This window comes from Burkholderia sp. F1, assembly GCF_050813845.1.
Classification (GTDB): Bacteria; Pseudomonadota; Gammaproteobacteria; order Burkholderiales; family Burkholderiaceae; genus Burkholderia; species Burkholderia ubonensis.
On sequence record NZ_CP172422.1, the window covers coordinates 3,022,246 to 3,042,946 of the forward strand.

Genomic DNA, 20,701 nt, shown 5'->3' on the forward strand with positions numbered 1-20,701 from the left:
CTGGCTGGCCGCGACGAAATCCAGGGCCGGCTGACCGGGACGGGCTGCACGGTGGCCGCGCTCGAACCGTCGCAAATCGCGAACTTCGCCGGGAATGCGTTCGAACTGTCAGGGCGCGACGCTCGTGTGCTCGCGCTGCATTGACAAACGGCGCCGCAAGGCGCCGTTTGTCAGTTAAATGACAAGCGCCTCAGCGCGCGGCGATTAGACATCCTGCCCAAAATCGTTCGACTTAGTTGCGCCACGAACTGTAGGCAGGAATGAAATGCATGTGCCAGCGGGGGCGTGCCGTCCGCCATGCCTTGATCTTCAGATCCTTGTGACTGCCGTGGTTGACCGCGATGCAGTGCACGTCGAGTTCAGTCATGGACCAACGGGATATCGTGAATCATCACGTAGGCACCTCGCCTCATCGGGCGCCGACGATCCGCGCCAGCGTTTCTTCCAACAAACTCCGGTCCGCCGCACGCTTGGCGTCGGTGCGCCTAGCCAAGTTGTGCAGCTTGTGCCGCACGGCCGGCAATTCGGCCGCGTGCGGAAGTCCGATCAGATCAAAGTCCGGCTGCTCATCCTCGATGGATCGCAGGAACGCGCACGACGGCTCATCCAGCCACCCGGCCACTCGCGACAGCAGGCGCACATGGATGTCCAGCAGTCCCCCGGCTTCGACTGGTTCAGCCGTCATACCCTTGAAATGCGCGTCGAAGGTCGCACCGAAATCCGCAGGCACGCGGGGCGCCAGCATCTCCCAGGCAGGTTTGGGGCTGCAGGTCAGGTAGACGAGAAAAGTCCGCCAGAGCATCTGATCCGCCCGTTCGTCTTCCAGCAACAAGCCGACATCGAAAAGATCGCGCGGATGCTGTCTCGACAATGCCGCAGCCAGCTTGCCAGCATAGAGGTGGGCGAAGTCCAGCACCTGTGCAGAGGCGAAGCCGAACGCCTCCTCCACCTTCGGGCGCACCACCATGTTTCGCGCCGGGTGCACCGTGCCGCGCATCACCGGCGTCGTCTCGATCTGCACACGCGCACGACCGCGACTGGCGACCAGCCGCGTGACGCCTGCGCCCTCGCCTGCCGACAATTGCACCTGCAGTTGCAGAGGCCGGGCGCGCAGCACATCAGCCAGCTGCCCAAGCGCTTCGGCAATGAGCCTTGCGTCCTCGGCATAGTCATGCACCGGCAACCAGGCCAGATCAATGTCCACCGACAACCGGGGCAGGTCGTGCTCGAACAACTTGATCGCCGCCGCCTTTGAGCGCGAAGCGCGGCTCCCGCGCCAGGGCAGGCAGAATCTCGACCAGCAGCCGGACGCGGTCGGTGTAGCGCCTATCCCAATGATCAAGCCAAGTGTTCATCGAGGTCTCCCGGCAAGGTGATCTGGTAGGTCGGATGCAGGCGGCCGCCAGGCACCAGCGCGCGCTTTCCCCGACCCAGATCGACGCCAGCCAGCGGAACGTGCGACAGCCATGCATGCCGATGACGCTCGGCCAGCGCCAGGAACAGCCGTTTGGCCTTGATGCTGCGACATAGGCGCAGCAACAGGCCGACCCGCTGCGGCCGCAGCGTGGTCATGGCCTGCATCAGCGCATCTACCTCATAGATCAAGGCCGCGTCCGAGACGCCATCGCACAGCTCCAGCATGGCCCGCTCCGGCGTGGAGCAAACCAAGGCATCGGCGCCGGGGGCAGCCTGGTGCCACGCCAGGCCCTGTTCGGACAGCGCCATCGCGGACATCTCCACCGTGAACGACACGGGCGGCAAATCGAACGGCCCCTTGCCCAGATACTCGAAGCGCTGCGCCAAAGACAGCTTGCCAAGCCAGGCTGGTGGCCGCTCCACCCCATACAGGGTGATCGTGCCGGCATCGCCCAGACGCAGGTAGTGCTCGTGCCCCTGCAGGCTTAGTGCAAAGCGGCCTCCCACGTGCAGCGGCATACCTTCCCCGATCTGCAGACTGCGAACCACGCCCTCCCACTGCAGGCGCCCACTCTTGCGCATGTAGACGCCGCGCGCCGGCGACACCAGCCAGCCACTGCGCACGTAGCGCGCGACGAGGCTGTTGGAGTAGCCATGAACCCGCAGCCAGCGGCTCGACACCAGGCTCGTGTCGCCCAGCTCGGCCAACAGCAGGTTCAACTTTCCTGTATTTTGATCACTCATAGTAATCAAAATACACTTTCCGCAAACCTTCGCCAAGTCGCGACGGTTTGATCAGGAAGAAAAAAGATCACCCACGGTGATCTTTTTCCGAAAAGGATAAACCCGATGTGGTCCAAGCCGCACCCGCTGCAAGGGAAGCCATCATGCCCTCCTCGCCCCAACAACGTCGAGGTCGGCTTATTCCGATTGTCTTAAGGGCACCCGAGCGTCCTCAATCCCCAAGCAGCTTCAACCCCGCCGGCAGCGATTCGCCGAACACGCGCACCGTGTCGTCGACGTCGAACGCGACCACGTCGCGCACCATGTCGATCCACTTCGCCGACGCGTTCGCCGCCGCGAGCCGCCGGATCACCGCGTCGCGCACGTCGGGCGGCAGGTCGCGCGAGCGGTCGCCCGTCATCCGCGCGATCTGCGCGGCCGCGAACGCGGCCGGCTCGACCTGCTTCCAGTCGAGCGCGAACAGCGCGTCGAGCAGGCGCCCGGCGACGTCGGCCGGCACGACGCCATGCGCGCTGCCGTAAAACGGCTGGCGCGCGCCAACGCGGCCGAGCGCCCACGCGCCGAGCGCGCTGTCGGACGGCTTCTGCAGCAGCGCGGTCAGCCGCTCGGCGAGTTCGATCTTGCGTTCGACCGGCAACCGCTCGAGCGACGCGGACAAGCGCGTCATGTCGGCCGGGCCGACCTTGGCCGGATCGAACGGCAGCTTGCGCCGCTTGCCGTCGACCGGTTCGAGAAATTCGATCGCGTCGCGGATCTGCGTCTGCGCATCCTCGTCGAGCCCGCCCGCCGCGCGCCGCCACAGCGTCCACCATTCGGACCAGACCTGCCCGTCGTTCACGTACTGGATGCCGTCGTCGAACAGCGGCCACAGCTGCTCGATGCGCCACGCGTCGAGCGGATGGCCGACGCCCGGGCGCACGCAGTAGCCGGCGAGGTTCAGCCACGCGCGTTCGTGATCGGCCGAGCGCCGCCGCCGCCGCGCCCGTGCGAGCAGCGCGTCGAACAGCTCGCGCGCGAGCGCGACGTCCCACTCGTCGCGCGGGCCGAGCAGCTGTTCGAGCTGCGCGCGCAGCCGGCGCGTGTCCTTCGGCGTAACGTCTGCCGAGCGGCCGCCGAACGAGCGGTCGATCAGTTCGATCGCCTGATCGAGTCGGGGATGCCGCGCCGGCATGCCCGTGTCGCCTTGAGTCGCCGCGTCGCCGCGCAACTGGAATTCGAGCCGCCAGCGCTGCGCCGCGTCGCCGGTCGCGATGCAGTGCATTTCGAGCGTGCCGACTTCGGTCAGCGACGCCGTGAGCTTCACGGGCGTCTCGCGCGCGTCGCGCGCATCCTGCCGCCCGACCACCGTCGCGATCGGCGGGAGCCGGACGAAATCCCCGTCGCCGAGCGTCACCAGATCGCCGGGACGGTACGCCGTGTCGGCAACCGTCGACACGAGATGGAAACGCACCGGCTGCCCAAGCTGCAGCGCGAACGTGCGGTCTTCCAGACGGATCTCGTGGCCCTCTTCGGCGCCGCGCGGCAGCAGGCAAACGCCGCGCTCTTCGGCGCCGCCATCGTCGAGCACGAGGAAATAGCTGCGCGGCGAGCCGCCGCCGATGCGCGGCGCGTGCCCCGCGCGCGCAAGGCCGTACGCGACCGCGCCGCGCGCGACCGCGATGTCCGGCTGATCGTTGTGCAATACGTTGAGCGGCCGGCCGCGCCACGCGCCGAGCGTCTGCGCGAGACGTCCCGCGAGCGCGCCCGCGCGGAACACGCCGCCGTTGAGCAGCAGCGTGTCGGGCAGCGGGCCTTCCGCGTGCCGCGCAAGAAACGCGGCGACGTGCCGCGTGACGGCCGCGTCGCTCGCGTACGGCAGCCCGAACTCGACGATCGCGCTGCGTGCGCGGCGCGGCAGCTCGTCGGCCGCCACCTGCGGGAAGAACCCGTCGACGACGATTTGCTCGACCTCCTGCCGCGTCAGCTCCGCCGAGCGCGCGCCGCCGATCAGGCGGCTGCCCGCGCCGAGCAGCGTGACCGTGACCGCGTCGGGCGCGTCGTCGCCGAGCAGGCGCTCCTTCGCCGCGCGGCAGCGCTCGACGAGTTGCGACAGGCTCGCGGCCGACAGCCGCGCGCCGGGCTCGGTCAGGCGCGTCTCGACGAGCCGCGCGAGCGCGAGGTCCATGTTGTCGCCGCCGAGCATCAGGTGATTGCCGACGCCGATCCGCGTGAGCGCGGGCTCGCCGTCGTCGCCGAGCGCGACGTCGACCAGCGTGAGGTCGGTCGTGCCGCCGCCGACGTCGCAGATCAGCACGCGCCGCGCGCCTGCGAGCGTATCGCGCAGCGACGCGCGGTGGCGGTACAGCCAGTCGTAGAACGCGGCCTGAGGCTCTTCGAGCAGCCGCAGCGCCGGCAGCCGCGCGAGACGCGCGGCTTCGAGCGTCAGCGCGCGCGCGCCGTCGTCGAACGACGCGGGCACCGTGAGGATCACGTCCTGCCCCGCGAGCGGCGCGCCGGGGAAATGCGCGTCCCACGCGTCGCGCACGTGCGCGAGATAGCTCGCGCTCGCGTCGACCGGCGACACCTTGTCGACGCCGTCGGCCGCGCCCCACGGCAGGATCGGCGCGAGCCGGTCGACCGACGCGTGCGACAGCCAGCTTTTCGCGCTGGCGACGAGCCGGCCCGGCACCTGCGCGCCGAGCATGCGCGCATAGCGGCCGATCACGGCCGGCGGCGCGTCGGCCGCATTGGCCGCTGCCTGCCACGGCAGCCGCAGGCTGTCCGGCGCGAGCTCGCCCGCCGCCGGGTGATAGCGCACCGACGGCAGCAGCGGCTGCGCGCCGACCTCGCCGGGGCCGACGAGCTGCTCGACGTCGAACACGCGGATCGCATCCGATCCGTTCTCGACGTACGCGACGACCGTATTGCTCGTGCCGAGGTCGATGCCGACCGTATAGCGCTTCATCGCGCTCAGGCGGCGCCGCGCACGTCGAACTCGACCTTCCAGCGCTCGTCGGTGCCGCTCGGGATCGCCTCGAGTTCGAGCGTGCCGGCCTCGGTCACGCGCGCATGCAGCTTCACGGGCACGATCTCGCCGACCGTGCGGCCGTCGGCCGGCAGCGTCGCCTGGATCTCCTCGAGTTCCTGCAGCTCCTCCGGCGACCAGTAGTCGAGCAGCGTGCCGACCTGGTCCTGGCGGCGCACCGACGACCCGAAGAAGCGGAAATGCACCGGCTCGCCGACGACGAGGCCGAACTCCTGCGGCGGCAGCGCCGCGTCGGTGCCTTCCTCCATGCCGAACGGCGCGACGCACAGCGCCTGCACCGGCGGCTCGAGCCCCGGCACCGCCGGCATCGCCGATTCGATCGCGACGTAGTACGCGCGCGCCGTGCCGCCGCGGATCCGCACGCCGCGGCCGCGCTTCACGTAGCCGTAGTACGCGGCGCCGCGCGCGACCGCGAGGTCGAGGTCCGCGCCTTCGAGCAGGCGCGCCGGCGCCGCGCCTTCCGATCCGAGCCAGCTGTTCAGCGTGTCGAGCACGCGCTGCGTCAGGAGCGTCGACTTGAACACGCCGCCGTTGAACAGCACGGCCGTCGGATGCAGGAAGGTCGCGCCCGGCGGCAGCGTGCGCTGCACGCCTTCGAGCGTGTCGAGCGCCGCGACCTGGCGGCCGAGGAACGCCGCGAGGTGGCGCGTGATGCCCGCGTCCTGCGCATACGGCAGGCCGAGCTGCGTGAGGCCGACGCGCGCGCGGCTGATCGGGCGCGCGGCCGCGTCGACCTGCGGGAAGAAGCCTTCGAGGATCGTCTGCGTGAGTTCCGCGCGGGTCAGCTCGGTGCGGATCGAGCCGCCGATCAGCTTCGAGCCGCGGCTCGGCACGACGAGCGGCACCGCGTCGGTCGACGGGTCGGACAGCAGCGTCTCCTTCGCGGCGCGGCACGCATACGTGAGCGCGCGCAGCTGCCACGGATCGGCCTGCGTGCCCCGCGTCGCGAGCTTGCGCGCGACGACGTGCGCGAGCGCGAGGTCCATGTTGTCGCCGCCGAGCAGGATGTGCTCGCCGACCGCGACGCGATGCAGCTCGAGATTGCCGTCACGCTCGACGACCGCGATCAGCGACAGGTCGGTCGTGCCGCCGCCGACGTCGACGCACAGGATCAGGTCGCCGACCTGCACCTGCTTGCGCCAGCCGCCGACGCTCTTCTGGATCCAGCTGTAGAGCGCCGCCTGCGGCTCCTCGAGCAGCGTCATCCGCGCATAGCCGGCGGCCCGTGCGGCCTCGGCCGTCAGCTCGCGCGCGGCCGGATCGAACGATGCGGGAATCGTGACCGTCACGTCCTGGTCCGCGAACGGCGCGTCCGGATGCGCGTGGTCCCACGCTTCGCGCAGGTGCGTCAGGTAGCGGATCGAGCTTTCGAGCGGCGACACGCGCGCCACCTCGGGCGGCGCATCGCTCGGCAGGATCGCCGCACGGCGGTCGACGCCCGGATGGCACAGCCAGCTCTTCGCGCTCGACACGAGACGGATCGGCGTGCCGGCGCCGCGGCTGCGCGCCATCTCGCCGACCGCGAAGTTGCGCGACGTGGTCCACGGCAGCGTCAGGTCGCCCTGCGTCAGCTCGCTTTCATGCGGCAGGTAGAGGAACGACGGCAGCAGGTCGCGCGACTCGAGCGCGCCGGGCGCGGTCAGCTGCGCGATCGGCAGCACCTGCTGCGTGATCGTCTCGCCGTCGCTTGCCGTCGTGTCGACGTACGACAGCGCGCAATGGGTGGTGCCGAGGTCGATGCCGATCGAATAACGGGAATCGCTCACAGTTCCACCTCCGCCGGGGCGATCACGGATGCGTCGTGGCTGCCGGTCAGCTTCGGCAGGCGCACGTCGGCGACACGCCAGCCGCGATGGCTGACGGTGCCGCTGAACGGCGCCGCGCCGACGACGTTGCCGGTCACGCGCACCGCGGTCGCGTCGAAGCCGGCCGGCAGCGTCACGCGGCTGCCTTCGGCCTCGTCGCGCACCGGCACGATCGTGAAGTGCTCGCGCAGCGCGGCGCGGCAGCCGTCGTGCACGAGGCGCGCGGCCGCGCCGATGTCGGCGTCCGCGTAGCCGGCGATGTCTTCCTCGACGAAGTCGATGAAGCGCGCGTCGCGCTGCAGCAGGCCGAGCAGTTGCAGCGCGGCCTGCGGGCTCGCTTCGCGCAGTTCGGGCGCGGGTGCTTTCACCGGTGCGGCAGCCGGGGCCGGGGCCGGCATCGGCGCGGGCGCGGCGGCCGGAGCCGGTTGTGCGGCGACGGGCGCGCCGTCGCGCACGCGCAGCACGCCGGCGGCGAACTCGCGATTGCCGAGCACGGAGAAGAACGTGCCGACGGCTAGCGACAGGCGGCCGAAGAAGGACAGGTTGGATTCGGGCATGTGGCTTGGACTCCTGTGGGCTCGCGCGCGGCGAGCGATCTTGCCTGGGCGGCGGGCGCGGGGCGCGCGAAGGCGCGCGGCGCCGGCCCGGCGCGTGATTTGGAGGCCCCTCGCGGAGGCGCAAAACCCGTATTTTGCCCTGTGGCGGGCGAATGGTGCGGAAGTTGGGGGGACAGAATGGTCTGACTCGGCGGGAAAACCACCTGTCCGGGCGCAGCGCGCATGAGCCGGAATGGGAAAACCGGAGTGAACTTCGTGCGCGATGTCGCGGCGATACGACCCTCTTCAGCGCGATCCTGCCATGCGACGTAGGGCGCCGGAAGGGCTCACGCGGGCCGGGACGGCAATCCGGTCTGGCCGATCGGCCGACTGGTCGCTCCCGCCAAGGGCGTCCGGAATCGAATCGTCAGAACAAGCCCAAGGCTACCTGTAATGTCCAATCGCGAAACACCGACGGGACCGGTGATGCCCAATCCAGCCGCATCTTCGCGCCAGCATGCGTCCGCGATCCGCGAGATCGTGTCGGCGCACCATTTCACCAACCCACGCATCGTGGATTACGACGACCCGGACTAGGATGTGACGCTCTTGCTCGAGCCGGTCGGAGACGTGTCGCTCTTCGACATAGGCCGCGTGATGGCCGACATCGAGGAGAAGCTCGCACTGAAGGCTTTCGTCGTCACGGACAAGGATTACGATGCCACCGTGAAGCGTCGCAATTTCCGCCCGCCGACCAGTCCGCTGCCGGAGAGCAAATGAGGGCGGGCGTCGAGCTTTGCCATGACATCCTGTTCGCCGGCATCGCCCACCCCGGCCAGCGCGAGCGCACGGCTAAATGAACGCCCGCTCGCAATCGGCGCGCAGCGCCTGCAGCGTCTCGTGCGCGTCGCGCAATCGCACGATCAGCTCCGCCGGCGCCGGTGTGATCGGCATCCGCGTCTCGGCGCTGATCGGATGGTCGAACGCGAGCATCGCCTTGATCGCGGCGGGGTTCGGCGCGGCAAACAGCAGCCGAGTGATTTCGCTGATGCGCGAGAACAGCGTGCGTGCGTCCGCTTCGCGGTCCGCATTCATCAGCGACAGGACCTCGGAGAGCTCGCCCGCGCAAACGTGCGCGCTCGCCAGGACGCCGCCCGCTCCGCCGACGCTCAGGCAATCGACGAACGCGTCATCGTTGCCGCACAACAGGCTGATCGGCTGCCCGCCCAGTTCGCAGAAGCGGCTCGTCACGCATTCATTGATCGCGACGATGTTGTCGTGCGCCAGCAAGGCCTTGACCGTGTCCGGCGCAATCGTCACGCCGGTCCGGCGGGGCGCGTCGTACAGGACGATCGAGCGGCGGGTCGCCTGCGCGACCTGCTCGAAATGCCATTGCACGCCCGCCTGATCGGGGCAGATGTAGGACGGCGGCGAGACCAGATAACCGGCGCAATTCCAGCGCTCGTAGCAGTCGATCTCGCGCAGCACGTCGCGCGTGTCCGGCGCCCCGGCGCCGACGATCACCGGCAGTCTTTCCCCGACGACGTCGAAGAGCGCGTGCAGCACCGACAGGCGCTCGGTGCGCGACAGCAATGCGGCCTCGCCCGTCGTGCCGAGTGCGACGAAGCCGCTGATCTCCGTGCGCAGATACGTGTCGGCGAGGTACTGCAACGCGTCGATGTCGACCTTGCCCTTGCGAAACGGCGTGACGAGCGGCAGCCAGATGCCCGAGGACATGATCAGCATGCCTCCGTCTTCGCGGCGCGGCGCGAAATCCGCCCGATCGGCGCTTGCGGAAGCGTCGCGATCAGCGCGTGCGGCGAGAAGTCGAAATCGTGCGACGCGATGTCGAGCTGCACGCGCACCGCGTTGCGAACGCGCTCCGTCGTGCTCACGCAGCACCCGAGAGGCGATCCGGTCGATTGGACGAATGCCATGTGATATGCGGAGCGAAATGCCCCGGTCGTTTCAACACCGGCCAAGCGTACGTGATAGCGCGTAAAGGCGGTGAAAAAATGCAGTCATCGCGTGGAAAAATCCGATGACCCACCGGCCGGCGACTTATCCGGCGGCCTCCCGCCGTCGCCTCGCGCAGACGCGCATCGATACGCAACTTTAGCTTCGCCACATGAATATCTGACACCGTCTTTACATCCGTTCGCCTAGGATTTCCTGCACCAGCCTCACAAGAACGGAGGAATCCGCATGCGAACACCCGGTGCCGCCGACAACGGCCGGCTCATCCTCATCGACGCGACAGGAGGCCAGCGATGACCCGACTGACGCGAATCTGCCCGCCCGAGAACATCCTGCTCGATGCGCTGATCGAAAGCCCGAACCAGTTGTTCGAGCACGCCGCCCGGCACATTCAGGGCCGCTACGGCTTTTCCGCGGAGCGCATCAAGGCCGGGCTGATCGAGCGGGAGCAGATCGGCTCGACCGGCCTGGGCCAGGGCGTGGCGATTCCGCATGCCCGCGTCGGCGGCGTCGGCGCCGCTGTCGGGCTCTTCATCCGCGCGATGTATCCGTTTTCCTTCAACGCCCCCGACAGACGGCCGGTGGACGAATTCATCCTGCTGGTCATGCCGGAAGAAGACAACCGCGAGCACCTGGAATTGCTGGCCGATGCCGCCCGCTTCTTCGGCGAGCGTCGCTTCAGGCTGGCCGCGCGCGCGGCGCAGGCGCCCAACGACGTTCGCAGGCTGATGCAGAGCATGCGCTGATGTCGCGTCTTGCGCGCGACACGCAGCCGTCCCGTCAACTCACCGAGTTCCATCCATGTCCCCCGACCCTGAAAGCAAGCCCCCGTCCACCTCGCAGGTCGTCAAGCTGGCTCGCGCGCTTCCGTTCATGCAGGCCCTGCACGAGCAAACCGTCGTCATCGTCTATGCCGGCCCCGCCGTCCTGACGCCACGCTCACGCCTGTCCTTCTCGCAGGACGTCGCGCTGCTTGCGCTGACCGGCATCCGCCCCGTCGTCGTCCACGGCGGGCTGCCCCAAATCCAGAAGTCCTCGCAGCCCGGCCTGCCCGAAGCGCTCGCCATTCACGCGGCCCGCGCCGTGCTGGCCGACGTCAACCTCGAACTGGTTCGCCTGATCGGCGGCCACGGCGTCAAGGCGCTCGGCGTGACGGGCCAGGACAGCGGCCTGATGATCGCCGCGGCCGAGTCGGACCCTGCGCTCATGAGTCCGATCACGCAGTTCGACGAAGCCGCGTTCAATGCGTTGCGGGAGCACGGGCGCGTGCCCGTGGTCATGCCCCTTGCACCGGACGACGGCGGCCAGGACCGGCTGCTGCGCCCGGAGCGGCTCGGCAGCCTCATCGCCCAGCGCACCGGTGCCGTGACGCTCGTGATGATGGTCGAGCGCGCGGTCCTGCACGAACTCGGCGGCGACGCGGGCCTGTACGGCCTCACGGAACTGGCGCAATGGCTGGCCGATCATCCGCGTTCCGTTGCGGCGCCTCCTGTTCGCGAGGCGCTCGACGCGCTGGCGCACGGCGTGCAGAACATCCACCTGGCCGATATCGGGCAGCCCGAGTCGCTGGTCGACGCGCTGCTCACGGAAGAAGGTTCGGGCGTCGTGCTGTGCCGTCGCGGCAACGCGGACCTGCTGCTCGAAACCCGGCGCTACTTCGCCGATACGGCGTACACGCTGCGTCGGGATTTCAGCGTCGAGCGCAAGACGATCGTGCGCTTTTGACGATGCGACGCCGCCGGCTCGCATTGCCTGCGAGCGCGAAGCAAATGCCTCGCGCCCGCAGGCACGTCGCTACGACGCCGCGCCCAGCCGCTTCGGCACGCCCGTCACGATCGTCGCGACCGCGACGGCCAGCACGACCGCCGCGCCGACGAACACCCCCGCCGCGCCATTCGCGTCGAACACCACGCCACCCGCCGCCGCACCGGTCGCGATCGCCAGCTGAACCGCCGCAACAATCAGCCCGCCCGCACTCTCCGCCTCGTCCGGCACCGTGCGCGTGACCCACGTCGACCACCCGACCGGCACGCCGCCGAACGCCATCCCCCACAACGCGACCAGCACCGCATCGACGAGCGGCGCGCGGCCGAGCGCGACCAGCGCGACGCCGAGCACGACCATCGACGCGGGCATCGCGATCAGCATCGGCCGCAACCGGTGCTCGAGCACGCGGCCGGCGAGCGACGTGCCGACGAAGTTCGCGACGCCGTAGCCGAGCAGGATCGCCGACAGCCCGTTCACGCCGACGCCCGCGACCTGTTCGAGAAACGGCCGCAGGTACGTGAAGAACGCGAAATGCCCGGTGAACACGAGCGTCGTCGCGAACATCCCTAGGCCGACCGTCGGCCGCCGCAGCACGTCGACCAGCGTGCGCAGCCGCGTCGTGCCGGACGGCGCCATGCCGGGCAGCGTCGCGAACTGCGCCGCGAGCGCGACGACGCCGAGCGCGGCCGCGATCAGGAACACGTTGCGCCAGCCGATCAGGTGACCGAAATAGCTGCCGAGCGGCGCGGCCGCGATCGTCGCGACGGCCACGCCGCTGAAGATGATCGACAGCGCGCGCGGCACCATCGCGGTCGGCACGAGCCGCATCGCGGTCGCGGTGGACATCGTCCAGAAGCCGCCGAGCGCGATGCCGAGCAGCACGCGGCCGATCAGGATCGTCGTCAGGTTCGTCGCGAACGCGACGGCGAGATTCGACACGATCAGCAGCGTCGAGAACGCGAGCAGCACGCGCCGCCGGTCGATGGTGCGGGTCGCGGCGGCGGTCAGCAGGCTCGTCACGAGCGCAACCGTCGCGGTCGCCGTGACCGCCTGGCCGGCGACGCCTTCCGTCACGCCGAGGCTCGCCGCCATCGGCGTGAGCAGGCTCGCCGGCAGGAATTCCGCCGTGACGAGCCCGAACACGCCGAGCGTCATCGCAAAGACCGCGCCCCAAGCGGGCTCGCCGGGTGCCGCCGTCGCGCCGGCGGGCTGGTTGATCGGATTCATGCGTCGTTCCATTCCGTAAAAAGGTGCCAATGATGGCGTATCGTAAGGAACGACGGCAGGACGGTCTATGACATACAATCCGCCAATATTGATCGATCGTCCGAAACCGATGGCAGACCCGCAGATCGCCGCCGCACCCGCATCCGACGCGCACGACCTCGTCAGCGAGCTGCTGCTCGGGATGCGCCTGAGCGGCGTCCAGTACCGCCGCATCCAGGTCGCGCGGCCGTTCGGCGTGCGCTTCGACAACGCGCGCGGCCGCGCGCAATTCCACTTCGTCGGGCGCGGGCCGGTGCTGCTGCGCACGTCGGGCGGCGCAACCTACCGGCTCGACGCCGGCGACGCGATCCTGCTGCCGCACGGCGGCGCGCATGCGCTGGTGTCGGAACCGGACGCGCCGTGCCGCGAAATCGACGGCTTCGAGACCGCGAAAATCTGCGACACGGTCGCGTCGGTCGACGCCGCGAAGCATGCCGCCGCCGGCACGGACGCCGGCGACGCGCTGATCTTCAGCGGCTGCATGGAGCTCGATCTCGGCGGCATGCAGCCGCTCGTCGCGACGATGCCCGAGGTGATGCTGGTCGGCACGCTGCTTGCCCGCTATCCGGAGCTCCGGACGATGCTCGATGCGATGGAGCGCGAGTCGTGCACCGAGCGCGCGGGATTCGCGGGCATCCTCGCGCGGCTCGCGGACGTGGTCGCCGCATTCATCGTGCGCGGCTGGGTCGAATGCGGCTGCGGCGCCGCGAGCGGCTGGGTGCAGGCGCTGCGCGATCCGAAGCTCGGCCGCGCGATCGTCGCGCTGCATCGCGATCCGGGCCGCAACTGGAGCGTCGCCGAGCTCGCGGCCGAAGCCGGCGTGTCGCGCTCGGTGTTCGCCGAGCGGTTTCTCGCGGCGACCGGGATGACGCCCGTGCGCTACCTGACCGAGTTGCGGATGCGGCTCGCCGCGCAATGGATCACGCGCGATCGCGAACCGATCGAGACGGTTGCGTATCGCCTCGGCTACGGCTCGCTCGCGGCGTTCAGCCGCGCGTTCAAGCGGGTCGTCGGGCGGCCGCCGGGGGCGGTGCGGGGAGATGCGGAGTCCGGCGTCAGCGCAAGCAAGGACAGGTAGCGCGGCATCCATCGCCCGCCGCCGCGCGACGCGTTCCGCGCGTTCAGCCGCTTCGCCCGTCGAGCCGGTCGATCAGCGCCGTCGCGCACTGCACGGCCAGCTCCGCGCTGCGCTGCGCATCGACCGTCGCGCCGGCCGCCAGCGTGCCCTGCACGATCCGGCCCAGCAGGTCCTTCGACAGATCGGCAATCTCGTAGTCTCGTTCGGTCATGATTCGCCTCCAGCGCGCCGGTCCCTGCGGACGGCGCGCGTCCATGATGCCGGCGCACGCCCGAAACCGCGCCGGCCCGTTGCCGCGCAGACGCTCAGCGCGCCTTCGCCCGCACGACGATCTGCGCCTGCGTGTCCCGCTCGATCCGTTCGAGCGACGCGCGCATCGCCGCGTAATCGTCCGGCGTACACACCTGCCGGTCGAAATGCGCGCGCAGCCGCCGGTTGATCTGCACGACGCGCGCGCTGGCATCGAACACGTAGTGTGACGCGAAATCGACGAAGCGATCCCGTACCGCCGTGTCGGCCGGCACGTCGGTCACGGCGACGCCGGCCGGCAGCGCGATCTGCGCGGTCTCGCTGAATTCCCCGCCGATGCAGATCCACCCCTGCGTGCGCACCGGCTCCGCGAGCCAGCTCTGCACCTGCGTCGCGATCCCGCCGGTCAGGCTCGACAGCGCCGGCACCGCGGTCGTGCCGTCCGGCCAGACGGCGTGGTCGAGCGTGCCCGTCATCGTCACGCCGAACGGCCCGCCGGTCGCCGCCAGGTCGGTCGTGACGAGGTCCGCCGTGCCGCGCAGCCCGCTTTGCCGCAGACGCTCGACGGCGAGCTGCCGCACGCGCTCGCGCGTCGCGCGGCGGAACACGTTGCGCTCGAGTTCGGCGGTCCAGCCGTCGTCCTCGATATACGACTGGTAGCGCTGCGCGTCGAGCTGCGCGGCGTCGATCGCGAGGCGCGCGGTGCGCGTGCGCGGCTGCGTCGCCGGCGTGCGCGCCAGCACGCCGGTGTCGACGCGCAGCGCCGGCCGGTCCATCACGATCGGCGGCAGGTAGCCGAACGCGATGCCGCCGGTGGTGGTGTCGGCGTACAGCCCGAGATCGGGCAGCCACGTGATCGCGTGATTGATCGCGCCGCCGCCGTAGCCCGGCACCGACGGCAGCGTGTAGACGGCCCCGAGGTTGAGCAGCACCGGCTCGCTGCGAATGCCGACCGCCGCGAGCAGCGCGCCGAACAGCGCGACATGATCCTTGCAGTCGCCGTAGCGGTTGCGCAGGATGTCGGTCACGCGGTGCGGCGCGGCGGCGGTCTCGCCGAGAAACAGCGCGACGTAGCGCACGTTCGCCCGCACCCAGTCGTACAGGATGCGCGCCTTGTCGTGCGGATCGGACGCGTTCGCGGTGAGCGCGCGCGCAAGCTGCACGACCGCGGGATCGTCCACGCCCGGATCCACCGCCGCATTGCGGTAGCGCGCGGCGAACGCGGCATAGTCGGGCAGCGTCGACACCATCAGCCGGTCGCCGTCGGTCGGATAGCCGACCGCGCCGAGCTCGATCCGGTCGTACGGGCCGTGACGGTATTCGAACGCGTAGCGCGTGCGGCCGTTCGCGGTCACCGGCGGCAACGCGACGTAGCCGCGCGCGTCGGCATGCAGCGGCATGTCGGCCGGCACGTCGAAGACCAGCCGCTGGTAATCGACCGGATCGCGCGACGGCTCGACGAAGTAGCCGAAAAAACCCGGATTGACCGGCCTGGTCCGCACCTTGCGGAACGCGACGCGGGTGCGCGAACCGGCTTCGACGCCGGGGAACACGACCGTGCGCAGCACGCCGTCCTCGAACGTCGGCGCGCCGGCGGAGCGCGGCTCCTGCACGTCGCGGATCGCGTCCGGGCCGACCGGATGCGCGACGCCGTCGCGATCGAGCGTCTGCGCCGCGAGCAGGTCGACCTTCTCGAGGTCCTTGTCGAACCACACGTAGCGCTGCGCGATCGCGTCGATGCCGTTCGCATTGTTCGCGCGCAGCGTCGCATCGTCGTGCTCCTCGAGCGAGCCGTCGCGCTGGATCACGAATTCGTGGACGTCGCGCTCGAGCGTCGTCGGCGGCAGCGCGTCGACGCCGGCCGCAGGCGAGTCGGGCGCGGGCGGCGACGCATGCGCGCCGCACGTCGACAGGCAGAGACAGGCAACGCCGAGCAGGCGGACCGGGATGCGCATCGGATCGAACCTCCCGGCACGGTGGCCGGTGAGACCGCGGCCGGACGGCCGCCTTCGTCAACAGACTACGCCTATCGGCACGCTGCCGTCGACGCAGTTGCGCCCCGCTTTCTCGACGAAGCGAAGGGCCTGACAGGTCGCGTCGGGTCCGGGCCGACGTGCGCCGGCAATGCATTCGTCAGCACAGCGCGGACGCCGCAGATCGGGCGGCCGGCGGCCAAAACAGCGATTATCCCGGGGTCGAACCGAAATTCGGACGGCATGCGCCGGAGGCGTCTCCCGGCCGGTCATCTGCGTCATTTCGCGACATATACTGCAAACATGACCCGTTGAGCGCAAAGCCTGCCGCGATGTACCGAAAGCAGCGGCGGGGAGCGGGCGAGGAGGCGATCATGGCGATCATCAACAGTGACTATGAAGTCGGCTTTCTTGTCGTCGCATTCACGTTGCTGGGCATCGTCCTGATCGGCGCGCTGCTGATCAGGCTGCATCTGGGGCGCTGGCATCCGCGGCTGATCGGCGCCGCGATCGGCGCGCTGATCGGCATTCTTCTGGTCGAAGCGGTGCCGATGCTGACGTGAGCGCAGGCGTCGCCCGCGAGCGCGCGCCCCATGCCCGTGCGGGGCTGTGGCATGTCGTGCCGGAGGCAATATGGAAATCGGCGTCGTGCAAGCCGTCGTGATGCTCGGCATCCTCGCGTGCGCGGTGCTGTTCTTCGTAGCGCGACCCAATCGCGATCGGGTACGCACCCGGCTGCACCGCAAATCCACGCGGCGCTCGCATCGCCCGCCGACGCATCGTCATCCGTGAACGGGCCGCGCGCCCCGGCGGCACGACCCGCTCACGCCGAGCGGCACATCACTGGCAGTCGCCCACCCGCTTGCCGCGCCAGGTCCACGCCGTCGTGTAAGGGCCGCCCTGCACGGTCTGCCCGCTGCCCTGCCCCTTCAGGTCGTAGCTCGTCGGCGTGACCGTGCCGGTCACCTTCGCCGTGCCGCGGCCCTGCTCGCTCGCGCACGACAGCCCGACCCGCAGCGTCGAGCCCGCATAGTCCCAGTTCGTGATCGTGCAATGGATGTTGTCGCGCTTCATCCGGTATTCCATCGTCTTGCGGATGTTCTTCGCGTCAGCCTCCGCCAGGCACTGGTCGGGCGACGACGTGGCCGGCAGCGGCTTGCCGTTCAACGTGTAGGCGACTTCGTCGTGCCACATGCCGGGCGACACGGTCTGGGCGATGGACGACATGGCGAAGCCGGCGAGCGCGGCGGCGATCAGGAGTCTCATGGTTTCGAAGCGGCGAATGGACACGCGGCCGCGCATGCGGCCGCCGGTGCCGGGTTGAAGAACGGTTACTGCTGGACGAGCTCGACGCGGCGGTTCTGCGCGCGGCCGGCGTCGTCGCCGTTGGACGCGACCGGCGACAGCGACGCGACGCCCTTCGCGACGAGGCGCGCCGGCGCGATGCGATAGGTCGTCGCCAGCGCCTGCGCGACCGCTTCGGCGCGCTTCTGCGACAGGTCGGCGTTGCGCGCGAACGCGCCTTGATTGTCGGTATGGCCGACGATGTACACCTTCAGCGCCGGGTTGCCCGTCAGCAGCTTCGCCATCTCGTCGAGCTGCGGCTTCGATTCCGGCTTGACCTGCGCCTTGTCGGTATCGAAGTAGATGCCGTACAGCGCGACCTTGCCGGTCGCCGCGAGCCCTTTCTGCAGCGCGCTCGAATCCATCACCTTGACCTGCCCGGTCTGCATCGGCTTCACCTCGACGACTTCCTCGTAGACGAGCGTGCGCTTGTTCGATGCCGAATCGTCCATGATGTGCAGGAACACATACGCATCGCCGGACGGGCGCGGCAGTTTCGCGAGGATCGTGCGGTGCTTGCCGCCGAAGCTCGCGCCGCCGCCGCCCGCCTGCCGCATCCGGCCGGAATTGATCACGACGCTCTGGAGCTCGCCGCCGCACTGCTCCGCCGTGCAGCGGAACAGGATCTGGAAGCCGCCCTTCTGCAGCGCGTCGAGGTAGTTGCGCTCGACTTCCAGCGTCGACCTGCCGTCGCGGATCGTGTACGAAATCCGCGTGACTTTGCCTTCGAGATTCAGGCCCTTGGCGGTCTTCACGTCGTCGACCGGCTGGTTCGGCAGGAACGCCTCGTCGAACGGCGTCTGCGAATAGGCATCGATGGTCGCCCCCGCAAAGCGCGTGAGGAGCGGATGGTCTTTCGAGCCCGGCTCGTCGCCGGCGGCGCTCGCCAGAGATGAAAGCGACAGCAGCGCGGCGGCGAACAGCGCGTTGCGGCCACGGCGCGCGACTTGGAATACGGACGATGCTGCGTTCTTCATTGAGCCCCTCGGAAAGGATTTGTCGTTCTGCTGATGGCGACGAAGCGCGCGCATCTTACCAAATCTTTCCGGGAAAACGGGCTAAAAGTTTTCGTATATCGAACGTTCTGACGCGCTGCGTCATGTTTAATCGTTTTCACGCTTGCGCGAACGCCTTCCGCGCGCTTCGCTACCCGACGTTCATCGGCAGCAGCACCATCTGCTTGCCCTCGACGTGCAGCCGCGCCTGCAGTTCGACGGGGGTCTGGTTGTGCAGCCACGCAGTCAGGAAATTCACGCGCTTGAAGATCAGCTTGCTCGCGAAGCACACGCTGTTCGGAAACTCGTCGAGCGTGGCCGACGCGAGGTTCATGAACTCGAGCACCGGATTCGTGCCGAACCCGATCCGGTAATCCGCTGCGATGCCGTTGCGCCGGCAATGCGCGACGTAATAGTCGAGCGATTCGGTGATCGTGTGCCGCAGGCGTTCGAGATGCTCGTGGCCGTCGTACGCCTTCGCGTCGACTTCGCCCACTGCCAGGAAGACCACGTTGCGGAAGTGCCCCGGGAACAGCCGGTTCACCCACAGCAGCGCGTGCATGCTCGCGCCGCGATGCTTGCCGACCAGCAGCACCGCGGTCGGCTGCGACGGATCGGGCTTGCCCGGCGCCGTCGCCTCGTCGACGGCGGGCGGCGCGCCGGAGAACAGCGCATCCTCCTTTGCGAGCTGCGCGCGCGTATCCGCATAGTGGCGGTTGATCAGGAAGCACAGCGCGATCACCGCGCTCGTCACGAGCACCGTCAGCCAGCCGCCGGCGGTGAACTTCTCGACCAGCGTGATCACGAGCACGGTCGACGTGACGACCAGCCCGAGCGCGGTCAGGAGGAAATGCTTGTACCAGCTGCGGTCCGTGCGGCGCTGGCGCCACCAGTAGGTGCTCATGCCGAGCAGCGACATGCTGAACGTCAGGAACACGTTGATGCTGTACAGCACGACGAGCACGTCGACGTTGCCGTGCGTCCACAGCAGGATCAGCAGGCTCGACAGGCCGACGACGATGATCCCGTTCTGCCGCACGAGGCGCGTCGACAGGTCGCGGAAATGGCGCGGCACCCACGAGTCGGACGCCATGTTCGACAGCACCGCCGGGCCGTCGAGAAAGCCGGTCTGCGCGCCGACCAGCAGCAGCCCCGCCTCGAACGCGAGCACGGCCGCGAGCAGCGCGTGCCGCGCGAACGCCGAGCCGAGGCCCAGATGGTCGATCACGCTGCCAAACACGACCGCGTTGAGCGTCTGCCCTTCGACCGGCTTCGCGTGCCACAGCATGTACAGCAGGATGATCCCGCCCGCGGTGAACGCGAGCGACGTCGCCATGTACCACATCGTCACCTTGCCGCTCGGCACGCGCGGCTCGGCCAGCATGTTCACGTTGTTCGACACCGCCTCGAGGCCGGTGTACGTGCCGCCGCCGAGCGAGAACGCGCGCATCAGCAGCGCGAGCATCACGAAGGTGCCGAGCGACTGCGACATCCCGTGCGCCTCGTGCACCGCGTCGGGCACGACCGCCGCCAGATTCTCGCCGTGCACCGCGACGCCGTACACGATCAGCCCGAAGTGCAGCACGACGAAGCCGAGGAAAATCGGCAGCAGCACGATGATCGATTCCCGCATGCCGCGGAAGTTGAGCCCCGTCATCAGCACGATGAGGACGATCTCGGTCGTGAGCTTGAACGCCTGCGCGCCGACCGGCAGCAGGCTGAAGAACGCGTCGACCCCGCTCGCGAGCGACGTCGCGACCGTCAGCACGTAGTCGACGAGCAGCGCCGCGCCGGACACGAGCCCGGGCTTCGGCCCGAGCAGCGCGGTCGCGACGCGGTAGCCGCCGCCGCCGGTCGGGAACAGTTCGATCACCTGGTTGTAGCCGAGCGCGATGATGAAGACCGTCGCGGCGGTCGCGAGCGCGAGGAACAGCGCGAGCGGGTGGTGCTGGCCGAGCGCGAGGAACGCCTCTTCCGGGCCGTAGCACGACGACGACAGGCCGTCGGCGCCGAGCCCGACCCACGCGAGCAGCGGCGTCACCGCGATCGCATGGCGCGTGCGTGGATCGAGCGGATCGAGGGGCTTGCCGACGAGCGTCTGCCAGACCTTCTGGAGTGCGGCCATGATCCCTCCGGAACACGCGACGCGTCCGCGCCACTGCGTTTAAAAGTAAATGAGTTCCGGGACGGCCGCCAGTCGGCGTATTCCATGACGCTGCGTCGGAATGCGGCCGCTTTCTTTCAGGACACCTACGGCCGGCAGACAATGCGGCGACGTGCCGTTCGGGAATGACGGCGCGGGGATCGCGAACGGGATGACGCAGTCGCCTCGTTCGCGACGCAAGGTGCGTCCGCCGTTCGGAGCGGATGCGGCGCGCAGCCGGCGGACGCCGGCCGGCGCGAATGCGGATCGAGCGCGGGCGGCGTCACCGCGTTCACACCCGAGCCGGCGCGACGCACGGCAACCCCTGCGCAGTGCTCGGGTGCGCCTATCGCCGGAACAATGCGCGGCATCGCTTCAACCGG

At 69.3% G+C, this 20,701-nt stretch carries 19 protein-coding genes and 3 pseudogenes; 8 read left to right on the forward strand and 14 right to left on the reverse strand.

Translation table 11 applies throughout. The annotated features are described in order from the left end of the window. Positions 1 to 9: 9 nt before the first annotated feature. Positions 10 to 138: pseudogene (locus ACFIMZ_RS32045) on the forward strand (citrulline utilization hydrolase CtlX); the annotation flags it as partial. A gap of 97 nt (positions 139 to 235) precedes the next feature. Here the strand turns inward: ACFIMZ_RS32045 and ACFIMZ_RS32050 are convergent. From ACFIMZ_RS32050 to ACFIMZ_RS32075, 6 genes and pseudogenes are all read right to left on the reverse strand, one after another. Beyond that, positions 236 to 361: pseudogene (locus ACFIMZ_RS32050) on the reverse strand (IS630 family transposase); the annotation flags it as partial. Positions 362 to 409: 48 nt separating this feature from the next. Beyond that, a pseudogene (locus ACFIMZ_RS32055) lies at positions 410 to 1,355 on the reverse strand (nucleotidyl transferase AbiEii/AbiGii toxin family protein). After that, a complete protein-coding gene (locus ACFIMZ_RS32060; protein WP_431823450.1) occupies positions 1,339 to 2,160 on the reverse strand; it encodes a type IV toxin-antitoxin system AbiEi family antitoxin domain-containing protein in 822 nt (273 codons plus the stop codon). The pseudogene ACFIMZ_RS32055 and the gene ACFIMZ_RS32060 overlap by 17 nt, the downstream one beginning before the upstream one ends. 211 nt (positions 2,161 to 2,371) lie before the next feature. Next, the gene (locus tag ACFIMZ_RS32065; RefSeq protein ID WP_431823451.1) at positions 2,372 to 5,104 is read right to left on the reverse strand and encodes an Hsp70 family protein; all 2,733 of its coding nucleotides are present in this window, start codon (positions 5,102 to 5,104) and stop codon (positions 2,372 to 2,374) included. Positions 5,105 to 5,109: 5 nt separating this feature from the next. Beyond that, a complete protein-coding gene (locus ACFIMZ_RS32070) occupies positions 5,110 to 6,951 on the reverse strand; it encodes an Hsp70 family protein (RefSeq protein ID WP_431823452.1) in 1,842 nt (613 codons plus the stop codon). Then, entirely contained in the window at positions 6,948 to 7,547 is a 600-nt protein-coding gene (locus ACFIMZ_RS32075; RefSeq protein WP_431823453.1) for a DUF2760 domain-containing protein, read from the reverse strand. Before ACFIMZ_RS32075 ends, ACFIMZ_RS32070 begins: the two co-directional genes overlap by 4 nt. A gap of 432 nt (positions 7,548 to 7,979) precedes the next feature. On the opposite strand from ACFIMZ_RS32075, the gene ACFIMZ_RS32080 reads away from it, so the two are divergent. Next, a complete protein-coding gene (locus ACFIMZ_RS32080) occupies positions 7,980 to 8,123 on the forward strand; it encodes a hypothetical protein (protein ID WP_431823454.1) in 144 nt (47 codons plus the stop codon). Between the two features lie 3 nt (positions 8,124 to 8,126). After that, positions 8,127 to 8,306, forward strand: coding sequence for a hypothetical protein (locus tag ACFIMZ_RS32085; protein ID WP_431823455.1), 180 nt, complete (start codon positions 8,127 to 8,129; stop codon positions 8,304 to 8,306). A gap of 72 nt (positions 8,307 to 8,378) precedes the next feature. On the opposite strand, the gene ACFIMZ_RS32090 is transcribed toward ACFIMZ_RS32085, so the two are convergent. Together ACFIMZ_RS32090 and ACFIMZ_RS32095 are read right to left on the reverse strand one after the other, a co-directional pair. Next, positions 8,379 to 9,272 (reverse strand): 4-hydroxy-tetrahydrodipicolinate synthase family protein, encoded by an 894-nt coding sequence (locus ACFIMZ_RS32090; protein WP_431823456.1) that lies wholly within the window; start codon positions 9,270 to 9,272, stop codon positions 8,379 to 8,381. Then, complete coding sequence (locus ACFIMZ_RS32095; protein WP_431823457.1) at positions 9,266 to 9,463, reverse strand: hypothetical protein; 198 nt, start codon at positions 9,461 to 9,463, stop codon at positions 9,266 to 9,268. Before ACFIMZ_RS32095 ends, ACFIMZ_RS32090 begins: the two co-directional genes overlap by 7 nt. Before the next feature lie 333 nt (positions 9,464 to 9,796). Here ACFIMZ_RS32095 and ACFIMZ_RS32100 point away from each other — a divergent pair, with 333 nt between their 5' ends. Together ACFIMZ_RS32100 and ACFIMZ_RS32105 are read left to right on the forward strand one after the other, a co-directional pair. Then, positions 9,797 to 10,249 carry a PTS sugar transporter subunit IIA gene (locus tag ACFIMZ_RS32100; protein ID WP_431823458.1) on the forward strand — a complete coding sequence of 151 codons (453 nt, stop codon included), beginning with the start codon at positions 9,797 to 9,799 and terminating at the stop codon, positions 10,247 to 10,249. A gap of 55 nt (positions 10,250 to 10,304) precedes the next feature. Continuing rightward, on the forward strand, positions 10,305 to 11,228 hold the full coding sequence (locus ACFIMZ_RS32105) for an acetylglutamate kinase (protein WP_431823459.1): 924 nt from the start codon (positions 10,305 to 10,307) through the stop codon (positions 11,226 to 11,228). A gap of 69 nt (positions 11,229 to 11,297) precedes the next feature. Here the strand turns inward: ACFIMZ_RS32105 and ACFIMZ_RS32110 are convergent, their stop codons facing one another. Beyond that, on the reverse strand, positions 11,298 to 12,497 hold the full coding sequence (locus ACFIMZ_RS32110) for an MFS transporter (RefSeq protein WP_431823460.1): 1,200 nt from the start codon (positions 12,495 to 12,497) through the stop codon (positions 11,298 to 11,300). 67 nt (positions 12,498 to 12,564) lie between these two features. On the opposite strand from ACFIMZ_RS32110, the gene ACFIMZ_RS32115 reads away from it, so the two are divergent. Then, positions 12,565 to 13,614: an AraC family transcriptional regulator gene (locus ACFIMZ_RS32115; RefSeq protein WP_431823461.1), complete on the forward strand. Its 1,050-nt coding sequence runs from the start codon at positions 12,565 to 12,567 to the stop codon at positions 13,612 to 13,614. 43 nt (positions 13,615 to 13,657) lie between these two features. Here ACFIMZ_RS32115 and ACFIMZ_RS32120 read toward each other — a convergent pair whose 3' ends face one another. Together ACFIMZ_RS32120 and ACFIMZ_RS32125 are read right to left on the reverse strand one after the other, a co-directional pair. Beyond that, complete coding sequence (locus tag ACFIMZ_RS32120; protein WP_431823462.1) at positions 13,658 to 13,825, reverse strand: hypothetical protein; 168 nt, start codon at positions 13,823 to 13,825, stop codon at positions 13,658 to 13,660. A gap of 94 nt (positions 13,826 to 13,919) precedes the next feature. Beyond that, on the reverse strand, positions 13,920 to 15,818 hold the full coding sequence (locus tag ACFIMZ_RS32125) for a DUF3857 domain-containing transglutaminase family protein (protein ID WP_431823463.1): 1,899 nt from the start codon (positions 15,816 to 15,818) through the stop codon (positions 13,920 to 13,922). Between the two features lie 392 nt (positions 15,819 to 16,210). Between ACFIMZ_RS32125 and ACFIMZ_RS32130 the strand changes: the two genes are divergently transcribed. Next, a complete protein-coding gene (locus ACFIMZ_RS32130) occupies positions 16,211 to 16,399 on the forward strand; it encodes a hypothetical protein (RefSeq protein ID WP_431823464.1) in 189 nt (62 codons plus the stop codon). 70 nt (positions 16,400 to 16,469) lie between these two features. Next, positions 16,470 to 16,628, forward strand: a complete 159-nt coding sequence (locus ACFIMZ_RS32135) for a hypothetical protein (RefSeq protein ID WP_431823465.1) — start codon at positions 16,470 to 16,472, stop codon at positions 16,626 to 16,628. A 48-nt stretch (positions 16,629 to 16,676) separates the two neighbouring features. Here ACFIMZ_RS32135 and ACFIMZ_RS32140 read toward each other — a convergent pair whose 3' ends face one another. The 3 genes from ACFIMZ_RS32140 to ACFIMZ_RS32150 form a co-directional block, all read right to left on the reverse strand. Then, positions 16,677 to 17,102, reverse strand: coding sequence for a DUF3617 domain-containing protein (locus ACFIMZ_RS32140; RefSeq protein ID WP_431823466.1), 426 nt, complete (start codon positions 17,100 to 17,102; stop codon positions 16,677 to 16,679). Positions 17,103 to 17,167: 65 nt separating this feature from the next. After that, positions 17,168 to 18,157: a DUF4892 domain-containing protein gene (locus ACFIMZ_RS32145; protein ID WP_431823467.1), complete on the reverse strand. Its 990-nt coding sequence runs from the start codon at positions 18,155 to 18,157 to the stop codon at positions 17,168 to 17,170. A 169-nt stretch (positions 18,158 to 18,326) separates the two neighbouring features. Next, on the reverse strand, positions 18,327 to 20,300 hold the full coding sequence (locus tag ACFIMZ_RS32150) for an APC family permease (protein ID WP_431823468.1): 1,974 nt from the start codon (positions 20,298 to 20,300) through the stop codon (positions 18,327 to 18,329). Positions 20,301 to 20,701 lie beyond the last annotated feature (401 nt).